This is a genomic window from Marinovum sp. 2_MG-2023 (genome assembly GCF_030548265.1).
GTDB lineage: Bacteria > Pseudomonadota > Alphaproteobacteria > Rhodobacterales > Rhodobacteraceae > Marinovum.
This window is the reverse complement of the sequence record NZ_JAUOSD010000004.1, coordinates 93,186-116,172: the sequence shown is the minus strand read 5'-3', so window position 1 is coordinate 116,172 and position 22,987 is coordinate 93,186. Positions and strand designations below refer to the sequence as shown.

The window sequence follows — 22,987 nt, the reverse complement described above, 5'->3', positions numbered from 1 at the left end:
TCGAGAAATTTCAGACCTTGGACAGAGCGATGACCATTGTCGATGACGCGATGAAGGGGCCGTTTTCCGGCTGGAACTGGGCCAGATGGCGCCGCCCTCTTTTGCAACTGACCTGCATTCTGGTGGGCGCGATGATGTTTTATCGCGGGCTTTTGAACCTGTTTGGTTATCCCAGTGAATGGATTTCGTTGTTTCCCGGCGTGCCATTGCTGGGCGATATTTGCCGGGTGCCGGCCTATTGGGAACGCTGGGTGCTAGGCCCGGTGTTCATGGGCGGGGTGTTCGGCATTGTGTTGATGTGGCGCGAGTTGAAGATCGGCTGGTGGGTGTTCACTGCGCTGAACTTCTTTGTCGGCTATTGGTTCATCTTTGTGCTGGAGGATATCTGGCAGCATCACGTCCTGCCGCATATCGTGTTTTCGGCGGTGTTCCTGCCGTTTTATCCCGGCATGACCACGTCGCATTGGTTGAAACGCCAGATTGTCGGGCGGCTGGATGCATGGCTGTTGGGGCTGTTGCAGAAACCGGTCATTGGCCGGTTGATCGAGGGGGTGCCGCCGCTGCATTCCTGGGTCAACAAGTTGCTGATCAATCGTATTGTCACCCAGGCGCGCAGCCGTCCCCATCCGTTTTCGACGATGGCGCCCTATACCTCCTGGAGCAGTTTGACGGACCGGGTTTGGGCGGGACGGCATTTGGGGGTGTCAGAGATAGATCAAACGACCCTGCCGGACCCCGAAGGGGTGAAGGAGCTGTTTCGCAGACCGGATGGAACCCAGCGGATGTGCCCGAAATCCACCTGTCTGTTCCCCACATTTGCGCAATATCTGACCGATGGTTTCCTGCGTACCATGCCGGAAAAAGACCCGGTGACGGGTGATTTGGACCCGGAGCGGCGCAAGAAGAACACATCGAACCACGAAATCGACATGTGCCCGCTTTATGGCCGCACATCCGCCCAGACCCGTGCCCTGCGTGTGCCTGATCCGGGGCCGGAGGCACGTGGCATGTTGCGGTCGCAACTGATCAACGGCGAGGAATATCCGCCGTTTCTGTTTCGAGATGGCGCATTGGATGCGGATTTCGCCGTGTTGGACCCGCCGCTGGGGCTGGACCAGATTGTAAAGGCCTGTGCCAACCCGGACCCACAGATCGCGGGCGGCGCGGTGATGGTGCGCGATGCCCTGTTTGCGGTAGGGGGCGATCGGGTCAATTCCGTGCCTCAGGTGTCGATGATGAATACGCTTTGGCTGCGCGAACATAATCGGCTGGCGCGGGAATTGGGCCGCCGCAACCCCGCGTGGGATGACAGCCAAGTGTTTGAAACCGCACGCAATATCATTGTGGTGCAATTCATCAAAATCGTGGTCGAAGATTATATCAACCACATCGCGCCCTTTGCGGTGTCGTTAAAGGCCGATCCGGCGGTGGCGTGGAATGCGCCATGGAACAAACCGAACTGGATCACCACGGAGTTCAGCCTGCTCTATCGCTGGCACGCGCTGATCCCCGATCGCATCACCTGGGGCGAAAGCACGCTTGAGGTGGGGCCGGGGTATTTCATGAACAATCTGCCGCTGTTGGCGGTCGGGTTGAAACGCGGGTTTGAGGACATAAGCGCCCAGACCGCGGCGGAACTGGGGCCGCGCAACACCACAGATCACCTGTTGGATGTGGAAAAGGAGTCGATCCGGCAGGGGCGGATTTGTGAATTGGCCTCCTATAACGACTATCGCGTCTATATGGGACGGGACCGCGTGGCGGGCTTCGACGAAATCAGTTCCGATCCAGAGGTGGCGCGCATGTTGGCGGACCTTTACGGCGAGGTCGACAAAGTGGATTTCTTTGTTGGTATCTTCTGCGAAGACCGGGTGGCAAATTCGCCTTTGCCCCGCACCATCCTGTCCTTTGTCGCGCTGGATGCGTTTTCCCAGGCGCTGCCGAATCCGTTGTTGTCAGAGCATGTGTTCAAACCGCCCGCCGGGTTTGATCAGGACGAAGACATGGAGCATCCAAGCTTCACCCGCTATGGCTGGCAACAGATTGTCAGCTGCACCAGCCTGCGCGATGTGGTGGCGCGCAATGTGGCGGAGCCGGAAACGCTGGGTTTTGTTGCGATGACCCAACCGGGCTGGCAGGTGGAATAAGGCCGGTATCTATCCGGTATCTATTCGGCCCGCGTCGCCGGTCGGATGGTACAGCCGAGCGTGGCCAGCACCGCGCGCACCTCGCTGTCATGGGTTGCGGCCTCGTGGCCCAGCCATTCCGCAAACCGCTTGACGATCCGGCGGCTAAGGTGGCGCGGCGGACAGACCAGCCAATAGGTTGGTGTTTCCAGCGCGGGAAAGTCCACGGACAGCGGCACAAGATCACCGCGTTTCAGATCGTCGACATAAAGTGCGGCATTGTCCAGCGCGACGCCGCCGCCGCGTTTGGCCATTTCGATCACCATCGACGACCGGTCAAACCGGAAAGGATAGGTGAGGTCCGACAGCTCTATCCGGGTTGCCGCCAACCAGACATCCCAGCGGCATTGCGATTTCACACTGTCAATCAACCGCGCCTGGGCCAGCTGCTCGGCCGGGGTGTCGGCAAGGGATTGCAGATGCGCCAGATATTCCGGGCTGCAAACCGGCATCACCAGATCATTCATGATCGGTTCCACCGACAGGCCGGGCCAATCGCCATGACCATAACGCAGGTCGAAATCAAACGGCTCGGCCTCAAACGCCGAGATTTCCGGCGTGGCGTCGATGCGAATGTTCCAATCGGGATTGTCGGCGGCAAAGGTGGCAATGCGCGGGCCAAGAAACCGCACACCAAACGACGGGCTGACCCGCAGTGTCAGACTGCGCAGATGGCGTTGGCGGCCAATGGCGGCGGTGGCATTGCGCAATGCGCCAAAGGCCTGGGTGGTGGTCTGAAACAGCCGGTCGCCATCCAGCGTCAGCACCAACCGTCGCTTTTCCCGGCGGAACAATTTGACGCCGAATTGCCCCTCCAGGGTGCGAATCTGTTGCGACACGGCAGAGGGGGACACCCCCAGTTCCGCCGCCGCACGGGTCACCGTGCCCAGACGCGCCACCGCTTCGAAATATTCTGTGGCCTTGAGATTGATATCACGCATTGCGCGACATTAGCGCGGCGGCGGCGGGGATGGAACGGTTCGCGTTCACCGTGAATTTCGGCGGCTCGCCGCGTATTGTGTATCTGTCTGCTGTTGAACTGGCCCCGGTTTGCAGGCAAACAGACGGGCAATCACCTTTTTCTGGACGCCTCCCGCAATGGCCAAACTGTATCATGTTCCTCTTTCGCCCTTTTGTCGCAAGGTCCGCCTGAGCCTGGCAGAGAAAAAGATCGAATGCGAATTGGTCGAAGAGCGCTATTGGGAACAGGATCCCGATTTTCTGCGCCGCAATCCGGCGGCCAAGGTGCCGGTGCTGAAGATCGAAGGCAAGACCATGGCGGAAAGCGCCGCGATCTGTGAATGGCTGGAAGAGAAATACCCCGAGCCGTCGCTGATGCCGAAATCCACCGATGCGCGTTATGAAGTGCGCCGCATCGTCAGTTGGTTTGACGACAAGTTCCACAACGAGGTCACGGCCAAGCTGCTCTATGAGCGGGTGAACAAAAAAATCATGGGCGCGGGGTTTCCCGACAGCAAGAATGTCAAAGCCGGGTCCAAGGCGATCAAATACCATCTGGATTACATGGCCTGGTTGCTGGATCACCGCCGTTGGTTGGCGGGGGATGTGATGACACTGGCCGATTTCGCGGCGGCAGCGCATTTGTCGTCGCTGGACTATATTTCGGATGTTGATTGGAACCGCAGCGCGGTGGTCAAGGATTGGTACGCCAAGATCAAATCGCGTCCGGCGTTCCGCCGCATTCTGGCGGATCAGGTGCCGGGATTCCCGCCGCCGCGCCATTACAATGATCTGGATTTCTGATCCTCAGGTGAGGCACAGGGGGCGCTGCCCCCGTCGCCGCTGGCGACTCCCCCGGGATATTTTTGAACAGAAGAAGCTATGGATGCGCTGAAACAGGAACTGATGCGTGAGGCGCGGGAAATCGGGTTTTCCGCGGCGCGCATTTGTCGCCCCGAAGCGGTGCCGCAGGTGGCGGAGCGGTTGGCAGGGTTTCTGGATGCAGGCTATCACGGCCAAATGGGCTGGCTGGCGGAGCGGACCCATTGGCGGGGGGATCCAAGCGCATTGTGGCCAGAGGCCCGTTCGGTGATCATGCTGGCCGAGAATTACGGCCCTGATCATGATCCGCTGGCGATATTGGCACAACAAGAGCGCGCGGCGATTTCGGTGTATGCCCAGAACCGGGATTATCATGACGTATTGAAGAAACGTCTGAAGCGGTTGGCGCGCTGGATGGTGGCCGAGACCGGCTGTGAATTGAAGGTGTTTGTGGATACCGCGCCTGTGCCGGAGAAACCTCTGGGGCAGGCGGCGGGCCTGGGTTGGCAGGGCAAGCACACCAATCTGGTCAGTCGCGAGATGGGATCGTGGTTCTTTTTGGGGGCGGTGTTTACCACGTTGGACTTGCCGGTGGATACGGCAGAGGTCGACCACTGTGGGTCATGCCGGAAATGTCTGGATATCTGTCCGACAGAAGCCTTTCCGGCGCCGTATCAATTGGATGCCCGGCGCTGCATTTCCTATTTGACGATTGAACACAAAGGGCCGGTGGATCTTGATCTGCGCCCCAAGCTGGGCAATCGGATTTACGGCTGTGATGATTGTCTTGCGGTCTGTCCGTGGAACAAATTTGCGGCGCGCTCCGCAGAGGTGAAATACCACGCCCGGGCGGAATTGCTGGCACCGGAACTGGCGGAGCTGGCCGGTTTGAACGACCCTGAGTTCCGGGCGTTCTTTTCCGGTTCGCCGGTCAAACGCATCGGGCGTGGGCGATTTGTGCGTAATGTGGCCTATGCGATTGGCAATTCCGGTCAGGCGCGGTTGCGCCCCGTGGTGCAGGCGCTGTGCGAAGACGAGGATGCGACAGTGGCCGATGCGGCGCGCTGGGCGGTCGGGCAACTGCCGGATTAGCGCGGCATCGGGTTTTCGGCGCGGTTATAGGCCGTCCAATCGGTGATTTCGGGATAGAACGTCCGTCGCCATGCCCGCACGCGCGGGTTCATCACACGGCGCCAGACCGGCGGGATCAGGGCCGCGATGGTCATCACGGAATAGCCATAAGGCAGTTGCGGGGCCTCGTCCGGGCCATAGGTTTGCAACAGGGGAAAGCGCCGGTCCGGTTTGTAATGGTGGTCGGAATGGCGTTGCAAGTTGATGAGCAGCCAGTTCGAGGCCTTGTGGGCGGCGTTCCAGCTGTGGCGGGGTTTGACGTGTTCGTATTTGCCATCGCCCAGGTGTTTCCGGGTCAGGCCATAGTGTTCGACGTAATTGACCAGCTCTAGTTGCCAGATGGCCGTAAACGCCTGGATCAAGAACAGGCCAAGCCCGACCCAGCCGCCCAGAAGGGTGGCAAGGACCAGCATCGCCGCCTGCAAGGCCCAGTACCGCCAGAACGGGTTGGATCTGTGATGCCAGGGGCGGTTTCTGCGGGTTTGCAACGCGGCTTCGGCAGCAAAGGCCGAGCGCAGGGATTGCTGTAGCACCCGGGGAAAGAAGCGGTGAAAATTCTCGTTATAGCGGGCCGTCACCGGGTCGCGCGGCGTGCCGACATAGGTGTGATGCACCAGCAGATGCTCTGAGCGGAAATGCGAATAAAGCACCATCGACAGCAGGATGTCGCCCAACCAACGTTCCAGCCGATTGCGTTGGTGCATCAATTCATGCGCATAGTTGATGCCGATGGTGCCGGTCAGCACGCCCACGCCAAAGAACAACACGACGCTTTCCAAAGTCCCCAGATGATCGGCGCGCGGCACGTACCAGATCAGGGCAAACAGGGTCACCGCCTGCACCGGCACCCAAAGCGATGTCAGGCGTTTGTACCATGTCAGTGTGGTTTCCGGGGTGTTGGGATCGGGATTGTCGAGGTTCAGGCCGGTCAGGGCGTCCAGTGCCATAAAGAGATACCAGGCGCACAGCGGCAAGAGCACCACAGTCCAGCCGCCGAAAATCGCGCCAATCCAGGCCAGCGGGAACAATAGAAACGACACCCAGAATGGCAGGGCGCTTTGCAATTGGCTGAAGTCTTGGTTTGACATGCTTTGATCCGGCCTGTTTGCGGCAGCTTATCAGGGTTTCGCGGCAGGTTTAGGGCGTTTTTTGGCCTTCGGTCCTTGCGTCAGATCAAACGCCTTGCGCATGACGGTGGGAAGATCCGAGAGGTCAAATTCCGCGTCCGTCAGGAACGTACCGCGCGTGGGGTGGCGTTCCATCGGCACAAGCGCGGTTTTGACCGTCAGGCGCAGGTGAAAATGGGTAAAGGTATGGCGGGCTTCGCCGTCACAGGTTTTCCATTCGGCGCGGATTGGCGGATTTGGGTCCGGGGTGGCTTCGCTACTGTCGACCCAATCCGACCCGGGCCAGCCCAGCATGCCGCCCAAAAGCCCCTTGTCGGGGCGGCGTTCCAGCAGGATCGCGCCATCGACGCGGCGGGCGATATAGGCAATGCCCTGGCGAATGGGCTTCGGTTTGCGCGGGGTCTTCTTTGGCAGATCCGTGGCGGTGCCGGCCAGACGTGCGGCGCAATCGGGCCGCCAGGGGCAGATGCCGCAGGCCGGATTGCGGGGGGTGCACAGCGTTGCACCAAGATCCATGATCGCCTGGGCATAGTCGCCGGGGCGTTTCGTGGGGGTCAATCTGCGGGCAAGGTCGGTCAATTCCGTTTTGGCGGCGGGCAGGGGGGTGTGCACGTCATGCAGCCGGGCGATCACCCGTTCGACATTGCCGTCGACCACGGTTTCCGGCAGGTCAAAGGCAATCGCGGACAGGGCGGCGGCGGTGTAGGGGCCAATGCCTGGCAGTGCCAGCAATTGATCATGATCGGCGGGAAAGATCCCGCCATGATCGGCCACCACGGCCCGTGCACATTTCAAAAGATTGCGGGCGCGGGCATAATACCCCAGCCCGGCCCATTCCGCCATGACATCGCCGTCTTCGGCGGCGGCCAGATCGCTTACCGTGGGCCACCGGGTGGTGAAGCGCAGGAAGTAGTCGCGCACCGCCGCGACGGTGGTTTGCTGCAACATCACCTCGGACAGCCAAATGCGATAGGGATCCGGCAGAATACCCTGTGCGCGTTCATGCGGGCCAACCCGCCAAGGCATGATTCGGGCATGACGGTCATACCAAATCAGAAGTTCGGCGGTCAGGATGGAAGGCTCACGCAAGAGTGTAGGTCCGTTCATGTCGGGTTTTGCTGGCACCGGGCGCAGGGGACACTAGAATAGCGTGAGCGAAGGAGTGTCAATCGTGCCGCCACGAAGAACGTCAACTTACGGATTTGCCCGTACCTCCAGTCTGTTGAACCAGCGGATTCAGCGGGCCAGCGAAAGCAGGGGATTCGCCCAGACCCGCCTGTTGACCCATTGGCCCGAGGTGGCAGGCGAAGACATTGCCGCCATCGCCCGTCCGGTCAATGTGTCCTTTGGGCGGGGTGGGCTTGGCGCGACGCTGACCGTTCTGACCACCGGGGCCAACGCCCCATTGCTGGAGATGCAGAAGGAACAGCTGCGTCAGAAGGTGAATGCGGTCTATGGCTACAATGCCATTTCCCGCATCCGCATCACCCAGACCGCCCCCACCGGTTTTGCCGAAGGTCAGGCCCAGTTCACCTATGGCACTGCCCCCAAAAAAGATCCGCAGCCCGACCCCAAGGTGACCGCCGCCGCACGCCATTATGCCGAAGAAGTGATGGATGCGGACCTCAAGGGGGCGCTTGAAGCTTTGGCGCGGAACGTTCTATCCAAGGCCAAGACATGACCGATCCCAAAAGGAACAAAGATATGAAGCGTTTGATCCCTGCCGCCTTGCTGGCGATTGTACTGGTGGCCGGTGGCGGCTGGTGGCTGATGAACCAAGGGGCGGGCCAATCCGCCGTTCCGGCCGGGGCGCTGGACGCACAGGAAAGCGCCGAGGATGTGGATACATCCAGCATCATCGAAATGGTGCAGGGCGCTGCGGATGCCCCGGTGACCGTGATCGAATATGCCAGCTATACCTGCCCGCATTGCGCCAATTTCCATGCCAATCAATACAAGGATCTGAAGTCCGATTATATTGATACCGGCAAGGTGAAATTCATCTTCCGCGAAGTTTACTTTGACCGTTACGGTCTTTGGGCGTCGATGGTGGCACGCTGTGGCGGCACCGAACGGTTTTTTGGCATCACCGATCTGATTTTCAAAGGCCAGCAATCCTGGGTCAGCGCGGGCGAGCCGGCGGCGATTGTCGAAGAGCTGCGCAAGATCGGGCGTCTGGCCGGGTTGAACAACGACCAGTTGGAAAGCTGTCTTCAGGATGCCGATCAGGCCCAGACACTGGTGGCCTGGTATCAGAAAAACGGCGAAGCGGATGAAATCACCGGTACCCCGTCGTTCATCATTGATGGCGAGAAATATTCCAACATGCCGTGGAATGAGTTCAAATCCGTTCTGGACGAAAAACTGGGCGACGCATGAGCCCACTTCGGGGACTTAAAGTCGTCGAACTGGCACGTATTCTGGCCGGCCCCTGGGCCGGTCAGACCCTTGCCGATCTTGGGGCCGAGGTGATCAAGGTCGAAAGCCCCGATGGCGACGACACCCGCCGCTGGGGCCCGCCGTTTGTCGACCGCGAGGGCGACCGGTCTGCGGCTTACTTCCATTCCTGTAATCGTGGCAAGACCAGCATTTCGGTCGATTTCCGCACCGAGGCCGGCCAGGCGCAGGTGCGTGATCTGATCGCCGATGCGGACATCCTGATCGAGAATTTCAAGGTTGGGGGCCTGGCGAAATACGGTCTGGATTACGTCAGTCTGGCCAAGGTCAATCCGGCGCTGATCTATTGCTCGATCACCGGGTTTGGCCAGGACGGGCCTTATGCCCATCGCGCGGGATATGATTTCATCATTCAGGGCATGTCGGGTCTGATGTCCGTCACCGGCGAGGTCGGCGGTCAGCCACAGAAAACCGGCGTGGCGATCACCGATATTTTCACCGGCGTCTATGCGGCCACGGCGATTCTGGCGGCGGTTCACCAGCGCGCCACAACCGGCCGCGGTCAGTGGATTGACATGAGCCTGCTGGACACCGCCGTGTCGGTCACCGCCAATCAGGCGATGAATTACCTGACCACCGGCACCGCGCCGACCATGATGGGCAATGCCCATCCGAACCTTGCACCCTATCAGGTGTTTGAGTGTGCGGATGGCTTTATCATCATTGCGACCGGCAATGACGGCCAGTTCCGGCGGCTTTGTGATCTGCTGGACCTGTCCGACACCGGCACCGATGCCCGATATACCAGCAATGCCGACCGGCTGGCGCACCGCGAGAGTCTGACAGAATGTCTGACCAAGGCTACACGGGGCTGGGCAAAATCCGATCTTCTGACCGCCTGCGAGGCGGCCGGCGTGCCCGCCGGGCCGATCAATGACATGGCCGAGGTGATGGCCGATCCGCAAGTGGTGGCGCGGGGTATGCAAATCAGCGCCGATGGTGTGCCGGGCGTGCGCTCGCCCTTTCGGTTTTCCGATGCTGAATTGTCCCTGGACAAGGGCGCGCCAAAACTGCCGCGCGGCTGAGCCTCATCCGGTGTTGGATGGCGGCGGCGTCAACCGGTCGCGCAACAGCGCCAGCGGATGGGCGCGCAGCGTCAGGCGCAGGGCGACGTAATCTTCAACCACCTCCTCGCCCAGCGTCATGGTGGGCAGATTGGCGGTGGGTTCATCAATTGCCTCGCCGTCCAGATCGCCTTCGAACAATGGCAGGGTCTTGGGTGTGGTCAGCGCCTTGGCCTCCCACAGGGCTTCGCGCCGGGTCATCAGCGAGGCAAATCCATCGGCCTCGGCCAATCGCGCCAGCACCGGCGCCGCCAGACCCGCCCGTCGCCAGATATCGCGCACCGATTGATAGCCATTGCCGCGCGCAGCGGTGATCCAGTTGGCGTCCTCTTCCCGCAGCCCCTTGATCTGGCGAAAGCCAAGACGCAGGGCCAATCCGCCGCGCCCGTCGGGTTCCATCACATTGTCCCAATAGCTGTTCTGAACACAGACCGGGCGCACCGTGACCCCATGTTCGCGCGCGTCACGCACGATCTGCGACGGCGCATAAAACCCCATCGGCTGGGAATTGAGCAAGGCACAGGCAAAGATGCCGGGATGGTGGCATTTGATCCAGGCCGAGGCATAGACCAGCAGGGCAAAGCTGGCGGCATGGCTTTCGGGAAACCCGTAAGAGCCAAAACCCTCGATCTGGGAAAAACAGCGGGACGAGAATTCCTCGTCATAGCCGTTTCGGGCCATGCCGCGCATGAAGCGGCTGCGAAAGTCGCTGACATTGCCGTGCTTCTTGAACGTGGCGAGGGATCGGCGCAGGCGATCCGCCTCTTCCGGGGAAAACCCCGCGCCGACAATGGCGATCTGCATCGCCTGTTCCTGAAACAGCGGCACGCCCAGCGTTTTCGCCAGTACCGCGCCCAAGGCATCGGAGGGAAAATTCACCTCTTCCTCGCCATTGCGGCGGCGGATGTAGGGGTGCACCATGTCGCCTTGGATCGGCCCCGGTCGGATGATCGCCACCTCGATCACCAGGTCATAGAAATTGCGCGGCTTCATCCGCGGCAGGAAATTCATCTGTGCGCGGCTTTCCACCTGAAACACCCCGATACTGTCGGCGCGGCACAGCATGTCATAAACCTTGGGGTCTTCGGGCGGCAGGGTGGCCAGCCGCCAATCCTGACCGTGATGGGTTTTCAAAAGGTCAAAAGCCTTGCGGATACAGGTCAACATCCCAAGGCTGAGCACATCGACCTTGAGGATGCCGAGACTGTCGATATCGTCCTTGTCCCAGCAGATGACGGTGCGATCCTCCATCGTGGCGTTTTCAATTGGCACCAATTCGTCCAACCGCCCCTCGGTGATGATGAACCCGCCGACGTGCTGGCTGAGGTGCCGGGGAAAGCCGATGATTTCCTTCACGAGCGATAGCGTCAGGCGGATCTGATGGTCGTTCGGGTCGAGCCCGATTTCGCGCAGCCGCTGATCGGCCAGCCCATCGGCGCCCCAGAACCCCCAAAGCTGCGAGGCCATCGCGCCAATGGTGTCCTGCGACAGACCCATGGCCGCCCCAACCTCGCGTATTGCGCGCTTGCCGCGATAATGCACAACCGTGGCACAAAGACCGGCGCGATGGCGGCCATACCGCTCATAGATATGCTGGATCACCTCCTCACGGCGTTCATGTTCGAAATCAACGTCGATATCCGGCGGCTCGTTCCGCGCCTCGCTGACGAAACGTTCAAACACCATGGTGCCGATTTCAGGGCTGACAGAGGTGACGCCAAGACAGAAACAGACCACCGAATTGGCCGCACTGCCACGCCCCTGGCAGAGGATGTCGCGCGACCGGGCGAAATGCACGATGTCCCGCACAGTCAGGAAATAGGGCGCATAGCTCAGCTTGGAGATCAATTGCAGCTCATGTTGCAACATGGCGCGTACCTTGTCAGAGGCGCCGCCGGGATACCGCCACTTCAACCCCTCATGCGCCAGACGCGACAGGCGCTGATCAGGGGTTTCGCCCTGGGCAACCTCGGAGGGGTATTCATACCGCAGGCTGTCGAGCGAAAAGGTGCAGGTGGCAGCAATGTCATTGGCGCGGGTGATGGCCTGTTCGAACCCGCGGAACAGCTGCCGCATCTCGGCTTCTGATCGCATGCGTCGCTCGCCATTCGGCTGGGCCAACGCGCCAAGGTTTTCAACGGTGGTGCCATGGCGAATGGCGGCCAGCACATCCGCCAGACGACGGCGCGGCCCGGCATGCATGATCGGTGCAGCAGAGGCCAATGTCGGGATGCCCAGCCGGTCGGCCAAATGGCTAAGCCGGGCAAAATGTGCGGAATCATTGCCGTCATAGACCGGGGCCATCAACAGCGACATTTGTGTGCCAAAGCGGCGCGTCAACGCCTGCGCCCCTTGCAACCATTCGCCCGCGCCGGGCTGAGGGGGCTGTGCCTGTGGCGGGCCATGTAGCGCAAGGTGAAGCCCGTCAGCGCCCATTTCCATCAGATCCGCAAGACGCACAATGCAGCTGCCCTTCCCTGCCCGAAGCCGCCCGCGCGACAGTAGCCGACAAAGCGTCGCCCAGCCCTGCCGCGTCTGAACCAATGCGGTGATCGCCGGGGCATCGACAAAAACCAGCTTCGCGGCGGCGATCAGCCGTGGGATGGCAGTGCGCAAAGGATCAAGTGCCGTCGGAAAAGGGGCCGGTGGGCCAATCAACCCATATTTCGCATCAAACTCCTGACGTTCCCTGATTTGTCGGGCGATCTCGCGTCCGGCTGTATGGGCGCGAACAATCCCGGCAACCGAATTCTCATCAGCGATGGCAATGGCCGGCATGTCCAATTGCGCTGCCCGATGCATGTAATCCTCTGGGTGAGAGGCACCGGTCAGAAACGTGAAATTGGATGTGGTCGATAACTCGGTGAACATTGGGCGATTCTCTGGGAATGACCAGTATATTCACGTTTTGTTCCAAATTGGAGTCGGGAATGAGATACCGCAAGCCAATTGCTTTTTCGGGGGCTTTGCCCCCGGACCCCCAGGATATTTTCAAACAGAAGAAGGACCAGGAGTCCTTGATCTTTCTTCTTGTCCAAATATCCCGGGGGTGAGGCCAAAGGCCGAGGGGGCTGGCCCCCTGTTCCAAACTAGAGGTCACGCAAAATGGCGCGGGTGGACAGGGCCCTGGGATCAACCTGCAGCTCGATCAGCGCCGGGGTGTCGGCGGCCAGTGCCTGATCCATTGCGCCGCGAAAATGCGCATCATCGGTCACAGTCAGACCAAGCGCGCCATAGCTGCGGGCGAGCGCGGCGAAATCGGGGTTCTTCAGCCGGGTGCCTGACACACGCCCGGGGTATTTGCCCTGTTGGTGCATCCGGATGGTGCCATACATGCCGTTGTTGACCACCAGGACAATGACCTTGGCGCCATATTCACAGGCGGTGCCGAATTCCTGTGATGTCATCTGGAAACAGCCATCACCGGCGAAGCAGATCACGGGCCGGTCAGGATGTTCCAGTGCGGCGGCGACACCGGCGGGCAGTCCATAGCCCATAGACCCGGAAGTCGGGGCGAGCTGGGTGCGATATGTCCGCCATCGGTAGTAACGGTGCAGCCAGCCACAGTAATTGCCAGCCCCATTGGTCAGGATCGCCGTGTCCGGCAGCATGTCGCGCAGTTCGGTCATGACGCGCTCCATCTTTACCGTGCCGGGGGTGTTCTGCGGTTCCTGCCAGGTATCGTATGACGCGCGTGCCACAGCGATGTCCGCGCCCCGGCCCTGTGCCGGGGCCTCACAGGTGGCGGCCAATTGCTGCACGACCTGACCGGCCTGGCCCGTGACAGCGAGTGTTGGGTAAAAGACGTGCCCCGGCTCGCTTGGGTCCGGGTGCACGTGGATCAGTTTTTGTTGCGGGTTGGGTGGGGTCAGCAGGGTATAGCCGCTGGTGGTCATCTCTCCCAGCCGTGCACCGAGGCAGAGCAGGACATCTGCCGCGCGCAAACGTTCCGCCAGATCGGGATTGGGGCCAATGCCCATGTCGCCGACATAGTTGCGGTGGTGATTGTCCATGTAATCCTGACAGCGCAACGACGTGACGACCGGCACTTGGGCAACCTCGGCAAAGCGTTCCAGCGCCTGTCGCGCCTCTTCGGACCAGCCCGGCCCACCGGCGAGGACAAGGGGGCGTTCTGCCCCAGACAGCAAATCCAGTATCGCGGTGATGTCACTCTGCGCCGCGCGACCGGATGGCAGGCAAGCGGCCGGCAGCACCGTTGCCTCGCATTTTGCCGACAGCACATCTTCGGGCAGCGCCAAAACCACCGGTCCCGGTCTGCCGGATTGGGCGACATGGAAGGCGCGGCTGATGTATTCCGGGATCCGGTCGGTGCGATCAATTTCAGCCACCCATTTGGCCAGCGGGCCAAACATGGCGCGATAATCCACCTCCTGAAAGGCTTCGCGGTCGCGTTGATCGCTGGCGACCTGGCCGACAAACAGGATCATCGGCGTTGAATCCTGAAACGCCACATGCACGCCGGCGCTGGCATTTGTCGCGCCCGGCCCCCGGGTCACGAAACAGATGCCGGGGGTGCCGGTCAGTTTGCCATGGGCCTCGGCCATCATGGCGGCGCCGCCCTCTTGGCGCGCGACAATCGTGTCGATCCCCGATTCGTACAGCCCATCCAGCGCCGCGAGATAGCTTTCGCCGGGCACACAGAACACGCGTTTTATGCCCTGCGCTTTCAAAGCATCGACGAGGATTTGGCCACCATGCGGCATGGGTGTTCCTTTCGGCTCTAGGTGATGTCTTTCATCGCGGCGAGGAAGGTCGCGATTTCGGCCGGGGAATTGTAATGGCACATCGAAACGCGAATGCAGGACTCCTGCCCCAGCGGGTCAAGGATATTGCCGGAATAATGGTCCGCCTTGCGGGTATGGGTGCGGATGCCCTGGGCGTTCAGCTGTGTGACCACATCGGGTGAGGCGATGCCATCAACCCAGAAACTGACAAGCCCTTCGCGTGCAGGATTGTCGGTGCCGCCCACAATATGCACGCCGGGCAATTCGGCCAGACCGGACAGGTTCCCCGTGCCATGCAACATGGCGTCGGTCAGTGATTTTTCATGCGCGTGGATCGCAGTCCCAGCGGCGAGGATGCGTGCCCGGCGGTCGGTTTCATCTGACACCTCGCCCCCCAGCCAGTCAAAATAGCTTACGACATCAGAGAAGGTCGCATAAGATCCGGTGTCGCGGGTGCCGAATTCCCAGTTCTCCTCTGGCCCGCCGATCAGCCCCTCGAACCGCAGTTTCGACAGCCGGTCAGAGACCCAGGCAATGCCATAGCCATGGCGCGAAAATACCTTGTAAGGCGAGATGACATAGCCGTCGATGTCATAGCTGTCGATGTCGATCAGCCCGTGGCTGGCGTGCTGGATGCCGTCGACAAAGATCAGGCATTCCGGGGCCTTGGCGCGGATCGCTGTGACAATTGCGGCCAGGTCCATCGCCATGCCGGTGACGGGGGAGGTGTGCAGAATTGTTGCGACGGCGGTGTCGGGTGTGACATGCGCGGCATAGGCGTCGGCGGTGACCAATCCGGTGGCATCGTCATGGGGCACCGAAATATAGTCGCGCCCCGAAACATGCGCCCATTTGCGCGCGGCGGAGCGCGAGGCCGGGTGTTCCACGGTCGAGCCGATCACCGCACCGGGGCGGGCGCCAAGAATCATCGCGCGCAGCAAGCGGAACGTCAGTTCCGTGCCGCTTTCGCCGACAAAGAACTGGCCCGAGGAGGCCCCAAAGAACACCGCCATGTCGGATTTCGCCTTGGCGATGATGTCGCCCAGCGCATGGGCCGCCGGGTTGTCGCGGCCCTGATTGTCGGGGATGGCGGCGAACCGGGTCGAGGTGTCGACCACGGAATTCAGCGTCAGCGCACCGCCCGCATTTTCAAAAAAGATGCGCGGGCCCTGAAACGGGCAGCTGTCGACATGGGCGAAACGGGCGCGGATTTCGGACAGAAGGGGATCGGGGAACATGGGGCCTCGGCAAGTTACAGGTCAGTTGAATTTCGTTACACGGATGTCGTCGGATTCCAGGAATTGGCGCAGGGATTTGGCCAAATGAACCGCCTCTGCGGTATCGCCGTGCAGGCAGACCGTGTCGATGCGGGCGGGGATATGTTTGCCTTGCGCGGTGATGATCGCCCCGGCGCGAAGCATTTCGGCGATGCGGGGGCCGACCCGGGCCGGATCGTGGATCATCGCCCCGGGCAGGGAACGATCCACCAGCGTGGCGTCGTCGTTATAGGCGCGGTCGGCAAAAATCTCGCCGATCCAGGGCGCGTTCAGCTCCTCGGCTGCGGCCTGTTGCGCGGTTTCGGCCAGCACCATCAGGCGGATGTCGGGGGCGACGGCGGTCACCGCGCGGAAACAGGTCAGCGCCATGTCGCGGTCTTCGGAACACATATTTGACAGGGCACCATGCAGTTTGAAGTGCCGCACCTCGGTCCCGGCGGCACGGGCCATCGCCATGGCAGCCCCCAGTTGATAGGTGATCAGGTTACGCAATTCGGCACTGCCCAGCGTGAACCGGCGGCGGCCAAAGCCGCGCAGATCGTCAAAGCCGGGGTGCGCGCCGATGCCAACGCCATGTTTCATCGCCTGTGTCATGGTGCGCGCCATGACATCCGGGTCGCCGGCGTGAAAGCCACAGGCGATATTGGCGCTGGTGACGGTTTCCAGCAGGGCGGTGTCGTCGCCCATGGCCCAGGGGCCAAAACCTTCGCCCATATCGGCGTTCAGATCGACACGTAAGCTCATGCCGAGGCCGCCAGCGCCTTGGCCCGTGTCGCCACGGCGGCAATGGCCTCGTCAATATCATCGGCTGTGGTGCGGTGGTTGACGATTGCGGCGCGCAGGCAGGTGATGCCGCCGACGATGGTGGTGGAAAACACCGCCGTGCCATCCAGTTGCAATGCCTTGGAAATTGCGATGTTGAGCGCGGATTGCGCAGCGGGCGCAAGGCTTGCGTCGGCGGTGAATACACAGAGATTGGAGATCACCGGCGCCATCAGTGCCATGTCGGGCTGTGCGGTCACGGCGGCCCCCATCCGGGCGGCAGAGCGGCAATTGGCGGTGATCGCGCCGCCAAGGCCGGATGCGCCATAGGTCTCGACCGCGGTCCAGACCTTGAGCGCGCGTGCGCCACGGGACAGGTCGGTGCCGAAATCACAGAACCACGGGTCGCCGCCGGCCAAACCCGCGCCATGGCTGGCCAGATAGGCGGGCCGCGCGGCAAAGGCGGCGTAATGTTCGCCCTGATCGCGGATCAGGCAGAGACCGCAATCATAAGGCACATACATCCATTTGTGGAAATCACAGGCGAGGCTGTCGGCCCTTTCGATCCCATCGGACAGGGCGCGCCAAGGGTCTTCGGCCAGCCGGGTCCAGGCCCCGAAGGCCCCGTCAACATGCAGCCAGAGGTTTTCGTCGCGCGCGATGTCGGCAAGGGCATGAAGGTCGTCGAACCGCCCGAAATCCACAGATCCGGCGGTGCCGACAACGGCAAAAGGCAGGGCACCCTCGGCCCTGTCCCGGGCGATTGCGGCGCGCAGCGCGTCCGGGTCGATGCCGGTGTCGCCCTCGGGGATGCGGCGCAGGTTGTCAGATCCGATGCCCAGAAGCTCGATCGCCTTGCGGGTGGCATTGTGCACGCCATCCCCGGCATAGGCGGTCAGCCGGGCGTGCAGCCCGGCGCTGCGCACGTCGGGGCCCAATGCGCGTTGGCGCGCGGTGGCAAGGGCGATGACCGTGGCCTGTGATGTGCCCGTCACCAGAATGCCGCTGGCACTGTCGGGGAAACCCATGATGCGCCGGGTCCAGTCGACGACCGCGCGTTCGACATCAATCATCCCGTGATCGCGCCCGCCGCAATTGGCGTTCACGGTTGCGGCCACCATTTCCGACATCAGGCCGCTGGCCAGCCCGGTGCCATGCACCCAGCCCCAGAACCGTGGATGGGTGTTGCCGGTGCCATAGGGCAGCATTTCGGAAATCAGCCGCGCGGCGGTGGCGGCCTCTCCCTTGGCGTCGCCGCTCAGGTGATAGGCCGCACGTTGCTCTGCGGGCACCGGTTGCCATGGGTGGGCGCGGGCATCGGCCATTTGGTCGATACAGGCGTCCAGCAGATCATGCGCGGTGGCGCGGAAGGCATCCCAGTCTTTTGGGTCGAGCGTGGTGTTCATCGCAAAATCCCGATTTTGGCGTGAGCATAAGCGCGCGGGCGCAACGTGCAAGCCGCGAACTCATCCGTCCTTGCGGACGTCTTCGTTGAAAGTTATTGAGAATGGTTCTCATTTGCATTGACTTTCTGAGACTCATTCGCATATTGAGCGGTAATACCAGCGAGCGGGAAGGTAGACATGTTGAAATCTGTGATTGCAGCGGCGGGCCTGATGTTGGCCGCCCCGGTTCAGGCCGACAATTTTAAGGTGGTCACCACCTTCACCGTGATTGCCGATATGGCGCGCAATGTGGCCGGGGACGCGGCCGAGGTCGTGTCGGTCACCAAGCCGGGCGCGGAAATCCACGGATATGAGCCGACGCCGCGCGATCTGGTCGGGGCGATTGATGCGGATCTGGTGTTGTGGAACGGCATGAACCTGGAACTCTGGTTCGAGCAATTCCTGCGCAATCTGGGGGATAAACCCGCCGCCGTGGTCAGCGATGGCGTGGCCGAGATCCCGATTTCCGAGGGCGCCTATGAAGGCCGGCCCAATCCGCACGCCTGGATGTCCCTGGACAATGCGTTGATCTATGTCGACAACATTCGCGATGCCCTGTCCGAACATGACCCGGACAATGCGGCGATCTACGATGCCAATGCCGAAACCTACAAATCTGAAATCCTTGCCGAAATTGCGCCGCTGCGCGATCTGATTGCCACGGTGCCGCAAGATCAGCGCTGGTTGGCAACCTGCGAAGGGGCGTTCAGCTATCTGGCGCGGGATTTCGGATTGAGCGAAGTTTACCTTTGGCCGATGAACGCCGATCAGACCGGCACGCCGCAACAGGTGCGCCGGATGATTGACACCATCCGCGACCGCGAAATTCCGGTGGTATTCTGCGAAAGCACAGTCAACACTGACCCCGCCAAACAGGTCGCCCGCGAAACCGGGGCGCTTTATGGCGGTGAATTATATGTCGACAGCCTGTCAGAGGCGGACGGCCCGGTGCCGACCTACCTCGATTTGCTGCGTGTCACGACCCAAACGGTTGTGACCGGCCTGACCGGTGCGGCGCAAGACTGACGAAAGGAAGGGCATGGCCCGGATCGAAAAGGCAGAATTCGACAACGCGGGGCTTTGGGTCCGTGATCTGACGGTGACCTATCGCAATGGGGTCACGGCGCTGAAATCTGCCTCTTTTGCTGTCCCAAGAGGGTCAATTGCGGCGCTGGTCGGCGTGAACGGCGCCGGCAAATCGACCTTGTTCAAGGCGATCATGGGGTTTCTTCCGGCCGCGCGCGGCGAAATCGGCATTTTGGGCCAGGGGGTCGCGGCCTCGCTCAAGCAGGGGTTGGTCGCCTATGTCCCCCAGGCAGAGGAGGTCGATTGGACCTTTCCGGTGCTGGTCGAGGACGTGGTGATGATGGGGCGCTATGGCCGCATGGGTCTGTTGCGTATCCCTTCGGCGGCGGACAAGGCCGCGGTGGCGGCGGCGCTGGACCGGGTCGGCATGTCATCCTATCGCAAGCGTCAGATTGGCGAATTGTCGGGCGGGCAACGCAAACGGGTGTTTCTGGCCCGCGCATTGGCACAAGAGGGCCAGGTGATCCTGCTGGACGAGCCATTCACCGGCGTTGATGTCCAAACCGAAGAGGCGATCATCACCCTGTTGGGTGAGCTGCGTGCCGAGGGCAAGGTGATGCTGGTCTCGACCCACAACCTTGGGTCTGTTCCTGAATTCTGTGATCAGGTGGTCCTGGTCAAGGGCACGGTGCTGAACTATGGCCCGACGGAAGAGGTGTTCACCCGCGAAAACCTCGAAGCGGCCTTTGGCGGGGTGTTGCGGCATTTCGTGCTTGGCGGCGCGGATCTGCATGATGACGAAGACACCCGGGCGGTCACGATCCTGTCGGATGATGAGCGGCCGTTTGTGATGTACGACGACCAGACCCGCACCCAAGGCCCACGGATCGAGGAAGAAGAATGAGCGTGCTGCTCGAACCCTTCTCTTATGGCTATATGACCAACGCCATGTGGGTCAGCGCGCTGGTCGGGGCGGTCTGTGCCTTCCTGTCGGCCTATCTGATGCTGAAAGGCTGGTCGCTGATTGGCGATGCGCTGTCGCATTCTATCGTGCCGGGGGTGGCGGGGGCCTATATGCTGGGTCTGCCCTTTGCGCTGGGCGCGTTTTTGTCGGGCGGGTTGGCTGCGGGGGCGATGCTGTTTCTCAATCAACGCAGCGGGCTGAAGGAAGACGCCATCATCGGCATCATTTTCACCAGCTTCTTTGGTCTGGGTCTGTTCATGGTGTCGGTTTCGCCGGTGTCGGTGGATGTGCAGACGATCATTATGGGCAATGTGCTGGCCATCACCCCGGAAGATACGCTGCAATTGGCGGTGATCGGCTTTGTCTCGCTGGCGGTGCTGCTGTGGAAATGGAAGGATCTGATGGTCGCTTTCTTTGACGAAACCCACGCCCGCAGCATTGGTCTGCGCCCCGAGCGGCTGCGGTTCATCTTCTTTGTTCTGCTCAGCGCGTCCTGTGTGGCGGCATTGCAGACGGTGGGCGCCTTTCTTGTCATCGCCATGGTGGTGACGCCGGGGGCGACGGCCTATCTGCTGGCGGACCGGTTTCCGGTCTTGCTGATGATCAGTGTCGCGATTGGCGCGCTGACCTCTTTCCTTGGTGCCTATATCTCTTATTTCCTTGATGGGGCGACGGGCGGGGTCATCATCACCCTGCAAACCACGGTGTTCCTCGTGGCCTTCTTCTTTGCCCCGAAACATGGGCTTTTTGCGGCGCGCAGACGTGCAGCGGCGGCATTGGTTGGGGACAGCTGATGGATCAACTGCTTCTGCCGTTTCTGTTTCCCTTCATGCAGAATGCGTTCTGGGTGGTGCTGTTGTTGGCCGCGCCCACCGCGATCCTCAGCTGCTTTCTGGTGCTCAAGGGCTGGTCGCTGATGGGTGATGCGGTCAGCCATGCGGTGCTGCCGGGGGTGGTGCTGGCCTATATGCTGGGGATACCGCTGATCATCGGGGCCTTTGCGGCCGGCATGACCTGTGCGCTGGCGACCGGATACCTGAACGCCAACAGCCGGATCAAACAGGACACGGTGATGGGCGTGGTGTTTTCCGGCATGTTCGGGCTGGGGATGGTGCTTTACGTCAAGGTGCAGACCAATGTGCATCTCGATCATATCCTGTTCGGCAATATGCTGGGTGTTGGCCCTGCGGATCTCTGGACCGCCGGGATTGTTGGTGCGCTGGTGACTTTGGTGCTGGTGCTGAAATGGAAAGACCTCTTGCTGCATGCCTTTGATCCGGCGCAGGCCCAGGCAATCGGTTTGCGGGTAAACTGGCTGCATTATGGTATGTTGTCGATCCTGTCGCTGACCATCGTCGCGGTGCTGAGCGCGGTGGGGCTGATCCTGGCCATTGGGCTGCTGATTTCGCCGGGGGCGATTGCGTTCCTGCTGACACGGGAATTCCGCCACATGATGATTGTGGCGGTGGTGGTCAATTTGGTGGCGATGCTTGGCGGGGTCTACGCGAGCTTTTGGCTCGACAGCGCCCCTGCGCCGACCATCATCCTGATGCTGACCATCGCCTTTGTGGGTGCGTTTGTCTGGCGGCAATGGCAAAACCGCCGCCGCGAGGCTGTCACCTGACCTGTGGTCCTAGGTTGCCCAGTGCGCGGGATGTCGGCGTACCGGGCCAGAGGGGATCTGCCATCTCGGGCCATGCCCATTGACCGTCAGTGGCGGTGTGATCCGACGGGCCGGGCCCCAACCGGTGTCCTCGACAGCCATGGCATAGTCATCAGGTCCAACAGCTATCGCCGCCGGGGGCGAGAGCGTGCCGGGGGCGGATTTCAGACATTCCGCCGTGCGCGCAAGCGAAAGTTCCGCGCGGGTGCCGACCCCTTTGGCGCGGCGGCCCAGACCGCGCAGGACGGTCGCCGCCAAAAGATACCCCGTGCCATGATCCAGCGCTTGCACCGGAAGCGGTAGCGGGGCGTCGCGCCCTGTGACCGCCATGCCCTGGGCCGCAATGCCACAGGACATCTGGACCAGGGAATCAAAGCCGCGCCGCGCGCGCCAAGGGCCAGTGCGGCCATAGGCCGACAGGCTGACGTCAATCAGGCCGGGGTTCAGCGCGCTGCGGGCCTCTGCGCCAAATCCCAACCGGTCGAGCGCGCCGGGCCGATAGCCGTGCAGCAACACGTCAGCGGATTTGAGCAGGTTGGCAAAGATGGCGCGGTCGGTGGCGTCATGCAGATCCAGCCCGGCGCAATGTTTACCAAGGTTGACCTCCAGCTCCGCCGCTGGTTCGTTCCAATGCGGCGGGTCGATACGCAGGACATCTGCGCCAAACCCGGCCAGAAACCGCGAGGCAACCGGACCGGCCAGAACTCGCGTCAGATCGAGCACACGCAGACCGGCAAGCGGCGCGTCTGGGGGGCCTGATGGCCCCTGCGGGGGCACATCCGCTGCGTCCTGCCAGCGGATCAGCGGCTCGGCCCTTACCGCCGCGCCCTGGGGATGGGCCTGCCACGTGTCAGCGCTGAGCAACATCGCGGCACAGCCCTTGGCGGCGACAATGGCGGTTTCCAACGCCTCTGCCTGCCAGGTCGCCACCACTTTGGCCACGGCCTCGCGATCTGGTGGGCAGCCAAGGACCGAAAGGGCAGCGGCACGATGATGCGGCGCATTGGTGTGCAGGCGGATGAAACCGTCTGCGGTGGCATAGATCCCGGCAATTGCATCCCAGACCGAAGGCAAGTCCCACCCCACCGGCGACAGCGTCATGTCAAACCAAAGCGACGCGCGCCGACGGTCGACATGCACCGCGCCACCGCCCTGGATCGCGGCCAAGGCCGCACCCGACGCGCCGATTGTGGCGCTGGCAAAGTCGCTGACCGCATAGACCGACGGTAAATCACCGCCGCCGGTCTCATGGAAATTTGCGTCTGTCATCTGCAGGGCCTCGGTGATTTCGGGCCAATAGGGATTGTTCATGCGGCTGCTCCGATCATGCTGTGCAGCATAGTTAGGCGGCGGTTTGA

Annotated in this window: 19 protein-coding genes; 10 read left to right on the top strand and 9 right to left on the bottom strand. The window is 61.6% G+C overall.

The genetic code is table 11. The annotated features are described in order from the left end of the window. Positions 1-29: 29 nt before the first annotated feature. Complete coding sequence (locus Q4577_RS06760; protein ID WP_303468946.1) at positions 30-2,147, top strand: peroxidase family protein; 2,118 nt, start codon at positions 30-32, stop codon at positions 2,145-2,147. Between the two features lie 20 nt (positions 2,148-2,167). On the opposite strand, the gene Q4577_RS06755 is transcribed toward Q4577_RS06760, so the two are convergent. Continuing rightward, a complete protein-coding gene (locus Q4577_RS06755) occupies positions 2,168-3,127 on the bottom strand; it encodes a LysR substrate-binding domain-containing protein (RefSeq protein ID WP_244684192.1) in 960 nt (319 codons plus the stop codon). Between the two features lie 157 nt (positions 3,128-3,284). Here Q4577_RS06755 and Q4577_RS06750 point away from each other — a divergent pair, with 157 nt between their 5' ends. Together Q4577_RS06750 and queG are read left to right on the top strand one after the other, a co-directional pair. Further along, positions 3,285-3,950, top strand: coding sequence for a glutathione S-transferase family protein (locus Q4577_RS06750; protein WP_244684194.1), 666 nt, complete (start codon positions 3,285-3,287; stop codon positions 3,948-3,950). Between the two features lie 78 nt (positions 3,951-4,028). After that, positions 4,029-5,060, top strand: coding sequence for a tRNA epoxyqueuosine(34) reductase QueG (gene queG / locus Q4577_RS06745; RefSeq protein WP_244684196.1), 1,032 nt, complete (start codon positions 4,029-4,031; stop codon positions 5,058-5,060). Here queG and Q4577_RS06740 read toward each other — a convergent pair. Both Q4577_RS06740 and mutY read right to left on the bottom strand, forming a co-directional pair. Beyond that, positions 5,057-6,187, bottom strand: a complete 1,131-nt coding sequence (locus Q4577_RS06740; protein ID WP_303468944.1) for an alkane 1-monooxygenase — start codon at positions 6,185-6,187, stop codon at positions 5,057-5,059. The genes queG and Q4577_RS06740 overlap by 4 nt on opposite strands. A 30-nt stretch (positions 6,188-6,217) precedes the next feature. Further along, positions 6,218-7,333: an A/G-specific adenine glycosylase gene (mutY, locus tag Q4577_RS06735; RefSeq protein WP_303468942.1), complete on the bottom strand. Its 1,116-nt coding sequence runs from the start codon at positions 7,331-7,333 to the stop codon at positions 6,218-6,220. A gap of 64 nt (positions 7,334-7,397) precedes the next feature. On the opposite strand from mutY, the gene Q4577_RS06730 reads away from it, so the two are divergent. The 3 genes from Q4577_RS06730 to Q4577_RS06720 are packed head-to-tail and all read left to right on the top strand — an operon-like array spanning position 7,398 to position 9,708. Beyond that, positions 7,398-7,907 carry a DUF721 domain-containing protein gene (locus Q4577_RS06730; protein ID WP_303468940.1) on the top strand — a complete coding sequence of 170 codons (510 nt, stop codon included), beginning with the start codon at positions 7,398-7,400 and terminating at the stop codon, positions 7,905-7,907. A 23-nt stretch (positions 7,908-7,930) separates the two neighbouring features. Next, entirely contained in the window at positions 7,931-8,605 is a 675-nt protein-coding gene (locus Q4577_RS06725) for a DsbA family protein (protein ID WP_244684203.1), read from the top strand. After that, positions 8,602-9,708, top strand: a complete 1,107-nt coding sequence (locus tag Q4577_RS06720; RefSeq protein WP_303468939.1) for a CaiB/BaiF CoA-transferase family protein — start codon at positions 8,602-8,604, stop codon at positions 9,706-9,708. Before Q4577_RS06725 ends, Q4577_RS06720 begins: the two co-directional genes overlap by 4 nt. A 3-nt stretch (positions 9,709-9,711) precedes the next feature. Here Q4577_RS06720 and Q4577_RS06715 read toward each other — a convergent pair whose 3' ends face one another. From Q4577_RS06715 to Q4577_RS06695, 5 genes are all read right to left on the bottom strand, one after another. Next, positions 9,712-12,618: an error-prone DNA polymerase gene (locus tag Q4577_RS06715; protein ID WP_303468938.1), complete on the bottom strand. Its 2,907-nt coding sequence runs from the start codon at positions 12,616-12,618 to the stop codon at positions 9,712-9,714. A 218-nt stretch (positions 12,619-12,836) separates the two neighbouring features. Beyond that, on the bottom strand, positions 12,837-14,471 hold the full coding sequence (locus Q4577_RS06710; RefSeq protein WP_303468937.1) for a thiamine pyrophosphate-binding protein: 1,635 nt from the start codon (positions 14,469-14,471) through the stop codon (positions 12,837-12,839). 17 nt (positions 14,472-14,488) lie between these two features. Then, positions 14,489-15,730: an aminotransferase class V-fold PLP-dependent enzyme gene (locus tag Q4577_RS06705; protein ID WP_303468936.1), complete on the bottom strand. Its 1,242-nt coding sequence runs from the start codon at positions 15,728-15,730 to the stop codon at positions 14,489-14,491. 21 nt (positions 15,731-15,751) lie between these two features. Next, complete coding sequence (locus Q4577_RS06700) at positions 15,752-16,513, bottom strand: LamB/YcsF family protein (RefSeq protein ID WP_303468935.1); 762 nt, start codon at positions 16,511-16,513, stop codon at positions 15,752-15,754. Beyond that, positions 16,510-17,937 (bottom strand): pyridoxal-dependent decarboxylase, encoded by a 1,428-nt coding sequence (locus Q4577_RS06695; RefSeq protein WP_303468933.1) that lies wholly within the window; start codon positions 17,935-17,937, stop codon positions 16,510-16,512. The genes Q4577_RS06700 and Q4577_RS06695 overlap by 4 nt, the downstream gene beginning before the upstream one ends. Positions 17,938-18,114: 177 nt before the next feature. Here Q4577_RS06695 and Q4577_RS06690 point away from each other — a divergent pair, with 177 nt between their 5' ends. Genes Q4577_RS06690 through Q4577_RS06675 form a run of 4 tightly spaced genes read left to right on the top strand, consistent with a single transcriptional unit; the run spans position 18,115 to position 21,590 of the window. Beyond that, positions 18,115-19,002, top strand: coding sequence for a metal ABC transporter substrate-binding protein (locus Q4577_RS06690; RefSeq protein ID WP_303468932.1), 888 nt, complete (start codon positions 18,115-18,117; stop codon positions 19,000-19,002). A 13-nt stretch (positions 19,003-19,015) separates the two neighbouring features. Beyond that, entirely contained in the window at positions 19,016-19,906 is an 891-nt protein-coding gene (locus Q4577_RS06685) for a manganese/iron ABC transporter ATP-binding protein (RefSeq protein ID WP_303468931.1), read from the top strand. Further along, positions 19,903-20,760: a metal ABC transporter permease gene (locus Q4577_RS06680; protein ID WP_303468930.1), complete on the top strand. Its 858-nt coding sequence runs from the start codon at positions 19,903-19,905 to the stop codon at positions 20,758-20,760. Before Q4577_RS06685 ends, Q4577_RS06680 begins: the two co-directional genes overlap by 4 nt. After that, complete coding sequence (locus tag Q4577_RS06675) at positions 20,760-21,590, top strand: metal ABC transporter permease (protein WP_303468928.1); 831 nt, start codon at positions 20,760-20,762, stop codon at positions 21,588-21,590. The genes Q4577_RS06680 and Q4577_RS06675 overlap by 1 nt, the downstream gene beginning before the upstream one ends. 9 nt (positions 21,591-21,599) lie before the next feature. Here Q4577_RS06675 and Q4577_RS06670 read toward each other — a convergent pair whose 3' ends face one another. Further along, the gene (locus Q4577_RS06670) at positions 21,600-22,940 is read right to left on the bottom strand and encodes a CoA transferase (RefSeq protein ID WP_303468927.1); all 1,341 of its coding nucleotides are present in this window, start codon (positions 22,938-22,940) and stop codon (positions 21,600-21,602) included. Positions 22,941-22,987: the final 47 nt, after the last annotated feature.